This is a genomic window from Bacillus yunxiaonensis (genome assembly GCF_037104695.1).
Taxonomy (GTDB): domain Bacteria; phylum Bacillota; class Bacilli; order Bacillales; family Bacillaceae_G; genus Bacillus_A; species Bacillus_A yunxiaonensis.
In genome coordinates this window covers 445708-458123 of record NZ_JBAWSV010000002.1, presented here as the reverse complement: position 1 = coordinate 458123, position 12416 = coordinate 445708, and the positions used below count along the sequence as shown (strand labels likewise).

10 protein-coding genes and 1 other annotated feature are annotated in these 12416 nt (G+C 38.5%); of the genes, 9 read left to right on the top strand and 1 reads right to left on the bottom strand.

Annotated elements, in window-relative coordinates:
• The first annotated feature begins 249 nt into the window (after positions 1 to 249).
• The 8 genes from hemA (at position 250) to ysxE (ending at position 8839) form a co-directional block, all read left to right on the top strand.
• Positions 250 to 1587 (top strand): glutamyl-tRNA reductase, encoded by a 1338-nt coding sequence (gene hemA, locus WAX78_RS08440; RefSeq protein ID WP_336481833.1) that lies wholly within the window; start codon positions 250 to 252, stop codon positions 1585 to 1587.
• Between the two features lie 16 nt (positions 1588 to 1603).
• A complete protein-coding gene (locus WAX78_RS08435; RefSeq protein WP_336481832.1) occupies positions 1604 to 2437 on the top strand; it encodes a cytochrome c biogenesis protein in 834 nt (277 codons plus the stop codon).
• A gap of 15 nt (positions 2438 to 2452) precedes the next feature.
• Positions 2453 to 3382, top strand: a complete 930-nt coding sequence (hemC, locus tag WAX78_RS08430) for a hydroxymethylbilane synthase (protein ID WP_336481831.1) — start codon at positions 2453 to 2455, stop codon at positions 3380 to 3382.
• A gap of 4 nt (positions 3383 to 3386) precedes the next feature.
• Positions 3387 to 4148, top strand: a complete 762-nt coding sequence (locus tag WAX78_RS08425; RefSeq protein WP_336481830.1) for a uroporphyrinogen-III synthase — start codon at positions 3387 to 3389, stop codon at positions 4146 to 4148.
• A 35-nt stretch (positions 4149 to 4183) separates the two neighbouring features.
• Positions 4184 to 5173: a porphobilinogen synthase gene (gene hemB / locus WAX78_RS08420; RefSeq protein ID WP_336481829.1), complete on the top strand. Its 990-nt coding sequence runs from the start codon at positions 4184 to 4186 to the stop codon at positions 5171 to 5173.
• Complete coding sequence (hemL, locus tag WAX78_RS08415; RefSeq protein WP_336481828.1) at positions 5173 to 6462, top strand: glutamate-1-semialdehyde 2,1-aminomutase; 1290 nt, start codon at positions 5173 to 5175, stop codon at positions 6460 to 6462. Before hemB ends, hemL begins: the two co-directional genes overlap by 1 nt.
• 135 nt (positions 6463 to 6597) lie before the next feature.
• Positions 6598 to 7593 carry a stage VI sporulation protein D gene (spoVID, locus tag WAX78_RS08410; RefSeq protein ID WP_336481827.1) on the top strand — a complete coding sequence of 332 codons (996 nt, stop codon included), beginning with the start codon at positions 6598 to 6600 and terminating at the stop codon, positions 7591 to 7593.
• 211 nt (positions 7594 to 7804) lie between these two features.
• Positions 7805 to 8839 carry a spore coat protein YsxE gene (ysxE, locus tag WAX78_RS08405; RefSeq protein WP_336482015.1) on the top strand — a complete coding sequence of 345 codons (1035 nt, stop codon included), beginning with the start codon at positions 7805 to 7807 and terminating at the stop codon, positions 8837 to 8839.
• 129 nt (positions 8840 to 8968) lie between these two features.
• Here the strand turns inward: ysxE and WAX78_RS08400 are convergent, their stop codons facing one another.
• Entirely contained in the window at positions 8969 to 9163 is a 195-nt protein-coding gene (locus WAX78_RS08400; RefSeq protein WP_336481826.1) for a hypothetical protein, read from the bottom strand.
• Between the two features lie 256 nt (positions 9164 to 9419).
• Positions 9420 to 9651, top strand: a binding site (T-box leader).
• A gap of 38 nt (positions 9652 to 9689) precedes the next feature.
• Here WAX78_RS08400 and WAX78_RS08395 point away from each other — a divergent pair.
• Positions 9690 to 12335, top strand: a complete 2646-nt coding sequence (locus WAX78_RS08395) for a valine--tRNA ligase (RefSeq protein ID WP_336481825.1) — start codon at positions 9690 to 9692, stop codon at positions 12333 to 12335.
• Positions 12336 to 12416: the final 81 nt, after the last annotated feature.

The window sequence follows — 12416 nt, the reverse complement described above, 5'->3', positions numbered from 1 at the left end:
AGCGGGGTAAAGTGAAACTTCCCTTTCAGGAGTGTCTTTCACCTGAAAGGGTTAGTTGTATGCATCGATCTTTATAAAAGTTTTCCTTACCTTTCTTTTTTCATTCTTTACTTATTCCAATGGATGTCTTATTGTCAATTAAGGAAGGAAAAAATGAGACGATGTTCACATGATTGTCGGATTTATAAGAGGAAAGTTGTATTATGATAGTAGATAAGATGAAAAATCGGTTGAAGGGGGACATGCTGCGTGCATATTCTTGTTGTTGGTGTTAACTATCGAACAGCCCCTGTAGAAATTCGTGAGAAACTAACGTTCCAAGAGGCAGAGTTAGAGCAAGCAATGACAACGTTACAACAACAAAAAAGTGTATTAGAAAATGTCATTGTATCAACGTGCAATCGAACGGAAATCTATGCTGTGGTAGATCAGTTACACACAGGACGCTATTATATTAAGAAATTTATGGCTGATTGGTTTCAGCTTGAAATAGAAGAAATTGCATCATATTTGTCTATATATGAGCAAGACGGTGCTACGGATCATTTATTCCGTGTAACATGCGGATTAGATTCAATGGTAGTGGGAGAAACGCAAATTTTAGGTCAAATTCGTAATAGCTTCTTACTAGCGCAAGAAGTAAAAACGACAGGAACGATATTTAATGAATTGTTTAAACAAGTCGTTACACTGGCAAAACGTGCCCATTCTGAAACAACAATTGGCGGCAATGCCATGTCGGTAAGTTATGCAGCTGTTGAACTTGGGAAGAAAATTTTTGGTGATTTGAAAGATTGCCATGTTCTTATTCTTGGTGCGGGGAAAATGGGTGAATTAGCACTTCAAAATTTGTACGGAAGCGGTGCTCATAAAGTGACTGTTATGAATCGTACGTTTGCAAAAGCGGAAGCGATGGCAGAAAAATATATGGGGCATGCAAAGCCATTAGATCAGTTACAATGTGCATTGTTAGAGGCTGATATTGTAATTAGTTCAACAGGTGCTTCTGAATATGTAATTACGAAAGAAATGATGTCCAAAGTAGAGGGTATGCGCTCTGGTCGTCCGCTTTTTATGGTAGATATTGCGGTGCCGCGGGATATTGATCCAGCAATTGATGCCTTAGAAAGTGTTTTCTTGTATGATATTGATGATTTACAAGGTGTTGTGGAAGCAAATCGTGCTGAGCGATTAAAAGAGGCTGAAAAAATTCAAATTATGATTGAAGAAGAAATGATTCTATTCAAATCATGGCTAAATACGCTTGGTGTTGTACCACTAATTTCAGAGCTTCGTGATAAGGCATTAGCGATCCAAAGTGAAACAATGCAAAGTATTGAACGAAAGATTCCAACGTTAACAGAGCGTGAGCGAAAAGTGATTAGTAAGCATACGAAAAGTATTATTAATCAACTGTTAAAAGATCCAATTTTAATTGCGAAAGAGTTGGCAGCTGAAGAAGATGCGCAAGCAAAACTTGCTCTATTTGCGAAAATTTTTGATTTAAATGCGAAAGAAGTAGTGGAAGAGACCGAAGCAGAATGGAAACAGACGGAGAAGTGGACCGTATCCGCTCCATCTTTGTAATGGAAAGGATAAATGGATGGGTGTTTTAAACAATAGCATTATTTATCATATTGCCATTATTTTATATGCCTGCAGCGTGAGTTTATATTTCATAGATTATTTTCAAAGTAACCGAAAGGCGAATCGGATTGCCTTTTGGTTACTTTCTGTTGTATGGGTATTATATTCGATATTTATGTTACTTCGAGCAACAGATGCGGAAATCAATCCTATTTTAACGCTGCTATCGGGTATTTATTTTTATGTGTGGCTATTAATTACATTATCATTAGTTATTAACCGATTTATGCGTATTGATTTTTTAGTCTTTTTTACAAATATGATTGCATTTGGTGTAAGCGCTGTTTCTATTTTTACTCCGCTTGGACAAATGTCACCGATGTTAACAAATCAATTAGTATCGGAGCTTGTCTATGTGCATGTTGGTATGGCGATTATTTCCTATGCAACATTTACAGTTTCCTTTATTTTTTCCATTATGTATTTAATTCAATATCGTTTATTAAAACAAAAAAAATGGAATGCAAGATTAAGACGTTTAGGAAATTTACCGAAGCTCGATTCTATGTCATACGGTTTGAATTTATTTTCTGTACCCTTCTTTTTATTAGCAATTTTGCTCGGGTGTATATGGGGATATACAAAGTTAGATAATTTTCATTGGTATGATGCGAAGGTAATTGGATCTTTTGTTGTTTTATTTGTGTACTGCGCGGGTATTTATTTGCGCGGATCAGATACATTGCAGGGGAAGAAAATTGCAAGTTGGAACATTGGGGCATTTCTTATCATGTTAATAAATATTTTTCTATTTAGCAGTTTATCGAATTTCCATTTTTGGTACTTATAATGAGGAGAGAAAAATATGCGCAAAATTATTGTAGGATCAAGAAAAAGTAAATTGGCATTAACGCAAACACATTGGTTTATCGATCAATTGAAAGCACTGGGATTACCGTATGAATTTGAAGTGAAAGAAATTGTAACGAAAGGTGACGTTATTTTAGATGTGACCCTTTCGAAAGTAGGCGGAAAAGGGCTATTCGTAAAAGAGATCGAACATGCGCTGCTTACAAAAGAAATTGATATGGCTGTTCATAGCATGAAAGATATGCCGGCAGTACTTCCTGAGGGATTAACAATTGGATGTATTCCAAAACGTGTGGATCCACGTGATGCGTTTATTTCCAAAAATGGTGAATCATTCGATGGGTTACCAGAAGGAGCTGTTATCGGTACAAGCAGTTTACGTCGCAGTGCACAGTTGTTAGCAGCACGCCCGGATTTACAAATAAAATGGATTCGCGGAAATATTGATACGAGGATTCGTAAGCTAAAAGAAGAAAATTACGATGCGATTATTTTAGCAGCCGCAGGACTAAAGCGAATGGGCTGGGCAGATGATGTGATTACAGGGTATTTAGACGAAAAGGCATGTGTACCAGCTGTTGGGCAAGGTGCGCTATCCATTGAATGCCGCGAGGATGATGCTGATTTATTACAACTACTAAGTCATCTGAATGATAGTGTAACAGCGAAAACAGTTGAAGCAGAACGAGTATTTCTTCATAAATTAGAAGGCGGCTGCCAAGTGCCGATTGCTGGATATGCAACGCTGAAAGAAGATGACCAAATTGAATTAACAGCTCTTGTTGGATCTGCAGATGGAACCGTCTTATTGAAAGAAGTTGTTACTGGTGAAAATTCGCAAGAAGTTGGAGAACGAGCAGCAGACTTGTTAATCGGGCAAGGAGCGAAGGAACTTATTGCTTTAGCAAATCAGGAGCAAAACTAGCAATATGACTTCTCTTCGTGGAAAAACAGTGCTAATTACAAGAGCAAAGCAACAGGCGAAGGAAATGAGTACAGAAGTGCGAAAGCAGGGCGGAATTCCATTAGAAATTCCGCTTTTGCATATAACAGCAGTTTCAAATGAGAGCTTTCAACAAGTGCGTGATGAATTGGACACATATAATTGGATTATTTTCACAAGTAAAAATGGTGTGAATTTCTTTTTAGATGGTATAAAGCAATCGTTACCACATACCATTAAAATTGCTGCAGTTGGTGTGAAAACAAAGAAAGAATTAGAGAAACGCGGCTATACTGTCCATTTTGTACCAACTGCATTCGTAGCTGAAGCATTTGCGGAAGAATTTGTGAGTTATATAGGAAGCGGGACGCGTGTATTACTGCCAAAAGGAAATCTTGCAAGAGATGTGATACCGGAAGCATTGCGAGGTCATGGTGCTATCGTACGTGAGCTTGTTGTATATGAAACTGCAGTCCATGTACAAAAGCGCGAGCAACTTATTGATGCACTGCAATCAAGAGGAATTGATGTGATTACCTTTGCAAGCCCCTCGACTGTGCAAAGTTTTATCGCATTGCTCGAGGATGAAAACTGGAGAGAATGGATAAAAGAATGTACAATTGCTTGTATAGGTCCCATTACAGAACGAGAAGCGCGTAAACATTTTCAAAATCTTCTCATTCCGAAAGAATATACAATTGAATCTATGTTACAATGCATTTCAGAATATTATTATAAAAATGTATAATACAGTGAAACTTTAAGAATTGGAGATGGAAAGTTATGAATCCTTTACAATTTAACCGTCATCGTCGTTTACGACAAAGTGCAAGTATGCGTGCTCTTGTGCGTGAAACACATTTGCATACAGAAGATTTCATTTATCCAATTTTTGTTTTAGAAGGAGAAAATAAACGTAATGAAGTTCCTTCTATGCCGGGTGTGTATCAAATTTCTTTAGATCATCTGCAAGCGGAAATGCAAGAAGTTGTCGATTTAGGTATTCGTTCAGTTATCGTATTTGGTTTACCTGCTGAAAAAGATGAAGTTGGTTCTTCTGCGTATTGTGAGCATGGTATTGTACAGCGAGCAATTACGCAAATTAAAGAGCAATTTCCAGAATTAGTTGTAATCGCAGATACATGTTTATGCCAATATACAAGTCATGGCCATTGCGGTGTAATTGAAGACGGCGTTATTTTAAATGATGAATCGTTAGAGGTTCTTGCAAAAACAGCAGTAAGTCAAGCGAAAGCAGGTGCGGATATTATTGCACCATCTAATATGATGGATGGATTTGTAGCAGCTATTCGTCATGCGTTAGATGAAAACGGCTTTGCGCATATTCCAATTATGTCATACGCAGTAAAATATGCGTCTGCCTTTTATGGACCGTTTCGCGATGCTGCACATGGTGCGCCGCAATTTGGTGATCGTAAAACATATCAAATGGACCCAGCGAATCGTTTAGAAGCGTTCCGTGAGGCTGAGTCAGATGTGATGGAAGGAGCAGACTTCTTAATTGTGAAGCCAGCACTTTCTTATTTAGATATTATTCGTGATGTGAAAAATAACTTTAATCTTCCAGTTGTTGCGTATAATGTGAGTGGTGAATATTCAATGATTAAAGCGGCAGCACAAAATGGCTGGATCAATGAGAAAGACATTGTTCTTGAAAAATTATTAAGTATGAAACGTGCCGGAGCAGATTTAATACTTACATATCATGCGAAAGATGCAGCGAGATGGTTACAAGAAGGGAGCGCACGATAATGAAAAGTTTTGATAAATCGATTGAAGCGTTTGAAACAGCAAAAGATTTAATGCCAGGTGGTGTAAATAGCCCAGTGCGTGCATTTAAATCTGTCGGTATGAATCCATTATTTATGGATCGTGGAAAAGGCTCTAAAGTTTATGATATTGATGGAAATGAATACATTGATTATGTATTGTCATGGGGCCCGCTTATTCATGGTCATTCCAATGATCAGGTTGTGGAAGCGTTAAAAGCTGTAGTAGAAAAAGGGACGAGCTTCGGTGCGCCAACAGAAATTGAAAATAAATTAGCACAGCTTGTAATCGACCGTGTACCGTCTATTGAAATTGTGCGTATGGTTAACTCTGGAACAGAGGCAACAATGAGTGCACTTCGCTTAGCACGCGGTTACACAGGGCGTAATAAAATTTTGAAATTTGAAGGTTGCTATCACGGGCATGGAGATTCTCTTTTAATTAAAGCTGGTTCTGGCGTTGCTACGCTTGGTTTACCAGATAGCCCGGGTGTACCAGAAGGCGTTGCGAAAAATACGATTACTGTTGCTTATAATGATTTAGAGAGCGTGAAATATGCTTTTGAACAGTTTGGTGATGATATTGCGTGTATCATTGTAGAACCGGTGGCTGGAAATATGGGCGTTGTACCGCCGCTTCCAGGATTTTTACAAGGACTTCGCGATGTTACAACAGAATACGGTGCACTTCTAATTTTTGATGAAGTTATGACGGGATTCCGTGTGGCTTATAATTGCGGGCAAGGATATTTTGGAGTAACACCTGATTTAACATGTCTAGGAAAAGTTATTGGCGGTGGACTTCCTGTTGGGGCATATGGTGGTAAAGCTGAAATTATGAAGCAAGTAGCGCCAAGTGGACCAATTTATCAAGCTGGTACATTATCTGGTAATCCATTAGCGATGACAGCTGGATATGAAACGCTTGTCCAATTAACACCGGAGAGCTATAAAGAATTTGAACGTAAAGCAGAGATGCTTGAAAAAGGTTTACATGAAGTAGCTGTAAAATATGATATTCCGCATTGTATTAACCGTGCTGGTTCCATGGTTGGTATTTTCTTTACAGACGAAAAGGTTATTAACTATGAAACAGCAAAAACGTCTAATTTAGAATATTTTGCGGCATATTACCGTGAAATGGTAGAACAAGGCATCTTCTTACCACCTTCTCAGTTTGAAGGACTGTTCTTATCAACAGCACATAGTGATGCTGATATCGAGGCAACAATTGCTGCTGCAGAAATTGCTATGTCTAAATTAAAAGGTTAATTTGTTAGCTTTTTCATTCTTTTAAATATGTGGTATTAAAATCGCTCTCAAGTTAGAGCGATTTTTTTTATTCATAAAGTCCCTATTCCTCACATAAATCTGTAATGATATATAGTTTGGGAGGGGGAATACGAAGTGACAGCAGATCAACAAACTTCATTACGGTTTTCGCTAAAAGAATCTGTCTGGTTTCAAAAAGGACAGGAAGTCAATGAGTTACTTTCTATTTCGTTAGATCCTGATGTTGTTATAGAAGAACGTGAATATGAAATTGTTGTAAGTGGACAGCTTGATTTAACGGGGGAATATATTGCAAAGGAAGAAACAGAGGTTTTCTCATTGCGGGAATTATCACCAGCTCGCACTGTAGATTATGTGGAAACACGTGATGATGGTATAAATGAATTGGTACATTCGTTTCCGTTGGAGATTTCTATTCCAAGAGGACGCGTGAAGCAAGTCGAAGATTTATATGTGGATATTGAAGAATTTGATTATGAATTGTTGGACAGTGGCTGTTTGCAGCTTTTGGCAGATATTTCAATTTATGGATTGCGTGATGAAGAGCATGAAGAGGAAGCAATAAGAGAAGAAGAGGTAATAAGAGAAGAGGAAGCAATAAGAGAAGAAGAGGTAATAAGAGAAGAGGCAGTAATAAGAGAAGAAGAAAAAGAGGAAGAAGAATTGGTAGAGACTGATGAGTGGGAAGATTATGCCTTTGAGCCATTTCAGTTAGAAGCTCGTCAAGAACCAGAGCTTGATCTAGAAGAGGAGCAAGAAATCGAGGAAGAGGAGGAAAAACAAGAAGAAGTCGCGCCGCAGCTGTTTTTTGGGCGTAAGGGAACGAAAGTAAAACAGGAAGCTGTCAATGAGGAGGCGCAAGAAGAAATTTCATACTCACAGCGAGATGAAAATGCGTTATATTTAACGAAATTATTTGCAAAGCAGCCGGAAGATGAATTTACAAAGCTGAGATTGTATTTTGTACAAGAAGGCGATACGATTGAATCCGTTGCAGAGCGTTATGATACTTCCGTTCAACATTTACACCGTATAAATCAAACGGATGATATATATTTAACAGCAGGACAAATTTTGTATATACCAGTACCAAAAGTAAAAACAAAGTGAGTGAAGAGGAATCTTCCTCACCTCTTTTCTTTTTCATCCCGCTATTTTTGGGCGGTAAACCCCTATCTCAAGATTCAGAGAGAAGCGAAGGAGATAGGCGTGAGATAACTGCTGGTATGCGCCCGATTGGGCGGGCTTTCCATCAGTGGGGATGAAGCCCTCACTGATGGAAGTTTCACTTTATGCTCCTGTAGAAAGGATCGTTGTTCGTATGGACATGGAATTGCGAGACCGTTATGCTTCTATTTTGCAGCTATATCAATTAGCTCCTGAACATATTGAGGAATATGGGAATGTAATAAAAATTTATACGAGCCAAGGTCCATATGCGTTGAAAAAATTACCCCCTCAGAAATTAGAACGAAGTAACCTTATGTATTATGTTCAATTTTTACGAGAAAAGGGCTTTACGAATTTTGCGCCGATTTACCATACGAAAGATGGAAGGCACGTGTTAACTGATGGTGAACATAGTTATTATTTAATGCCTTGGCTAGGAAGTGCAGAAGGACAAGGCGAAGAGAATGATCAGTATCATAAAATGTTTCAAACACTTGCTTTGATGCACAGGAAAACGGTGCGAGAGGAAGAAGTGACGGAAGAAGCGCTTCAAGAACATTTTGATACTATTTCAAACCGCTGGGAACAAGATGGAGTTCTATTAGAGCAGTTTTTAGTTGAATCTGAAGCGAAGTGGTATATGTCTCCGTTTGAATTACAGTATTGTACGTACTTTCATCAAGCGCTTCGTGCCCATGAATTTGCGACGAAACAGTTTACAGAATGGCATGAAGCGATGAAAGAAAAAGAAAAAACACGTATTTCATTTATTCATGGCAATGTTTCCATGAAGCACTTTTTATTTGATTATCAACGGAACGGTTATTTTATTAGTTTAGAAGATGCGCAGTTTGCTACCCCAGTTCAAGATATCGTTCAGTTTTATTCACGTTCCTTCAACACATATCCAATTGCAAGAAATGATCGTTATGAATGGTACCAAATCTATCAAAAGAATTTTGCGTTTACAAAGGAAGAAAAGTTACTTATGTTTGCATATTTAGCTTATCCAAAAACATTTATAAAGCAAGTGCATTCATATACAAATGCTCGAAATGTCCGTAACGAAACAAAGGAGCTACATGATGTGAAAATGCTTCAACAAGCACATTGGCTTATAAGTAATATTGAATATTTCGTGGCACAGCTTCAAGCTGCTGAGCAAGAAGCGAAGAACTCAAAATAAAATGAAGCTTTCATCAGTGAGGGTTTTCTTCATCTCCCACTTATCTTCTTCGCTTCTCTCTGAGTCTTAGGGTGGGGTCCTACTGCCCGTGAATAGCGGGATAAAATTAGCCGTAGCCTCAAGAAGAGGTTACGGCTGAAAATGTAAGCGAATCGTTGCTGCTACGAAAATAACAAGTATGACAAAATCTAAAAACGTAGGCAGAAGTAACGTACGAATGCCTTGGAAAATCGTGAGCGGGATTGCAAAGTCAGAAAACATCGTTTGTATATTTCTTAGCCATGAAGGGGCTGAAAAGTTGTACGTGCGTCGAAAGCGTCGCATAATGGTCCTCCGTATTAGAAACTCCTCTAGGATGGAATCATAAGAGAAGAATAAATGTGATATTACATTATGCAGGGTAAGCGTCTAATGTGCTTGTGCTGCACTTTTTTCATTTTCTTTGCATATGGTATAAAAAACTTGGTTAAGCTGATTGAAAATAGAATGTAATACTTGTAGATGTAAGTCGAAAAATATTTTTATCTTGACGAATGTGGTTTCGTTTTTTACACTGTTGTATATAATAAATAACAATTATATAAATGCGTTGAAGGGGAAGAGTATAACATTAAACGTCTGCAGAGAGGAGAATTATTAGCTGTGAGATTCTCTAGATAGTCATGTTAGAAGGTAGCCCTGGAGCATCTTTTCTGAACGGAGTCATTCTCATTAGGAAAAGACGGATCTGTCCGTTATCAAATCAAGAGTATAAGCAAATTTTGAATTTGTTTGTAAATAAAGGTGGTACCACGATGTCCCTCGTCCTTTTTGGATGAGGGACATTTTTTATTTTGAAGGAGGGAAAATAATGTCAAACACGGAAAAGAATTTACCGACTAAATATGATCATATGTCCGTTGAAGAAGGCCGCTATCAATGGTGGCTTGAAGGCAAATATTTCGAAGCAACAGGAGATGAAAAGAAACAACCATATACAATTGTAATCCCGCCTCCAAACGTAACTGGTAAGCTGCACTTAGGTCATGCTTGGGATACGACGCTTCAAGATATTTTAACTCGTACAAAGCGTATGCAAGGTTACGATGTATTATGGCTTCCAGGAATGGACCATGCTGGTATCGCAACACAAGCGAAAGTAGAAGGAAAACTTCGTGAAGAAGGTATTTCACGTTACGATCTTGGCCGTGAGAAATTCCTTGAAAAAGCGTGGGAATGGAAAGAAGAATACGCTTCTCACATTCGTCAGCAATGGGGGAAAGTTGGTTTAGGACTAGATTATTCTCGTGAGCGTTTCACATTAGATAAAGGTTTATCTGATGCGGTTAATAAAGTATTCGTTCAATTATACGAAAAAGGCTTAATTTACCGCGGTGAATATATTATCAACTGGGACCCAGCAACACGCACAGCTCTTTCTGATATTGAAGTAATTCATAAAGAAGTTCAAGGTGCATTCTACCATATGAACTATCCGTTAACAGACGGCTCTGGTCACATTCGTCTTGCAACAACTCGCCCAGAAACGATGCTTGGTGATACAGCAGTAGCAGTTCATCCAGAAGACGATCGTTACAAACATTTAATCGGAAAAACAGTTACACTTCCAATCGTAGGTCGTGAGATTCCGATTATTGCTGATGAGTACGTAGAAAAAGACTTCGGAACAGGCGTTGTAAAAATTACACCAGCCCATGACCCGAATGACTTTGAAGTAGGTAATCGCCATGACTTACCACGCATCTTAGTAATGAACGAAGATGGAACGATGAATGAAAGAGCTGGTAAGTACAACGGTATGGATCGTTTCGAATGCCGTAAAGAGTTAGTAAAAGACTTACAAGAAGCTGGTGTATTAGTAGAAATCGAGCCTCATATGCACTCAGTGGGTCATAGTGAGCGCAGCGGTGCAGTTGTTGAGCCTTACTTATCAACACAATGGTTCGTAAAAATGGCACCACTTGCAGAAAAAGCGATTAAACTTCAACAAAAAGAAGAAGAAAAAGTAACGTTCGTACCAGATCGTTTTGAAAACACATACTTACGCTGGATGGAAAACATTCATGACTGGTGTATTTCTCGTCAATTATGGTGGGGACACCGTATTCCAGCTTGGTATCATAAAGAAACTGGCGAAGTATACGTAGGTACAGAAGCACCAGCAGACATTGAAAACTGGAACCAAGATAACGACGTACTTGATACATGGTTCAGTTCAGCGTTATGGCCATTCTCAACACTTGGTTGGCCAAATGAAGATGCAGCAGACTTCAAACGTTACTATTCAACAGATGCACTAGTAACTGGTTATGACATCATCTTCTTCTGGGTATCTCGTATGATTTTCCAAGGTTTAGAGTTTACAGGCGAGCGTCCATTTAAAGATGTATTAATTCACGGTTTAGTTCGTGATGAGCAAGGACGTAAAATGAGTAAATCTCTTGGTAACGGTATTGACCCAATGGATGTTATCGAGAAGTACGGTGCAGATGCAATGCGTTTCTTCTTATCAACAGGAAGTGCACCAGGTCAAGATTTACGTTTCAGCATGGAAAAAGTAGAATCTACTTGGAACTTCATTAATAAAATTTGGAACGCATCACGTTTCGTATTAATGAACATGGATGACATGAAGTATGAAGAAATCGATTTAACTGGTGAAAAATCAGTTGCAGATAAGTGGATTTTAACTCGCTTAAACGAAACAATCGAAAGTGTAACACGTAACATGGATAAATATGAGTTCGGTGAAGCTGGTCGTTCATTATACAACTTTATTTGGGATGATTTCTGTGACTGGTACATTGAAATGGCGAAACTTCCACTATACGGTGAAGATGAAGCAGCTAAGAAAACAACTCGTTCTATTTTAGCTTACGTATTAGACCAAACAATGCGTCTATTACACCCATTCATGCCATTCGTAACAGAGAAAATTTGGCAACATTTACCGCATGAAGGTGAGTCTATTACAGTAGCTGCATGGCCAACAGTTCGCGAAGATTTACAAGATACAGAAGCTGCGGCAGAAATGCACCTTCTAGTTGATATCATTCGCTCTGTTCGTAACATCCGTGCAGAAGTAAATACGCCAATGAGCAAAAAAGTTCAAATGCAAATTAAAGCAAAAGACGAAGCAGTACTAGCTCAACTTACGAAAAACAGCTCTTACATTGAGCGCTTCTGTAATCCAAGTGAATTAACAATTCAAACGGATTTACAAGCGCCGGAAAAAGCAATGACTGCAATCGTATCGGGTGCAGAGTTATTCTTACCATTAGCTGACCTTATTAACCTTGAAGAAGAAAAAGCACGTCTTGAAAAAGAACTTGAGAAGTTCGATAAAGAAGTAGAGCGTGTACAAAAGAAACTTTCAAATCAAGGATTCGTGGCAAAAGCTCCAGCCGCAGTTATTGAAGGAGAACGCGCGAAAGAACAAGATTATCTAGAAAAACGCGAAGCAGTTCGCCAACGTTTAGCTGATCTTCAAAAATAAAGTGAAACTTTAATCAGTAGGGGCTTCATCCCCCATTGATTATTAGTTGAACCAATCGGGATTTTACGGGTAGTTTACAGC

Coding starts and splice junctions, on each gene's coding strand:
- WAX78_RS08435 (WP_336481832.1), top strand. CDS start 1,604: ATGGGTGTTTTAAACAATAGCATTATTTATCATATTGCCATTATTTTA.
- WAX78_RS08425 (WP_336481830.1), top strand. CDS start 3,387: ATGACTTCTCTTCGTGGAAAAACAGTGCTAATTACAAGAGCAAAGCAA.
- WAX78_RS08400 (WP_336481826.1), bottom strand. CDS start 9,163: ATGCGACGCTTTCGACGCACGTACAACTTTTCAGCCCCTTCATGGCTA.
- ysxE (WP_336482015.1), top strand. CDS start 7,805: ATGGACATGGAATTGCGAGACCGTTATGCTTCTATTTTGCAGCTATAT.
- WAX78_RS08395 (WP_336481825.1), top strand. CDS start 9,690: ATGTCAAACACGGAAAAGAATTTACCGACTAAATATGATCATATGTCC.
- hemC (WP_336481831.1), top strand. CDS start 2,453: ATGCGCAAAATTATTGTAGGATCAAGAAAAAGTAAATTGGCATTAACG.
- hemL (WP_336481828.1), top strand. CDS start 5,173: ATGAAAAGTTTTGATAAATCGATTGAAGCGTTTGAAACAGCAAAAGAT.
- hemB (WP_336481829.1), top strand. CDS start 4,184: ATGAATCCTTTACAATTTAACCGTCATCGTCGTTTACGACAAAGTGCA.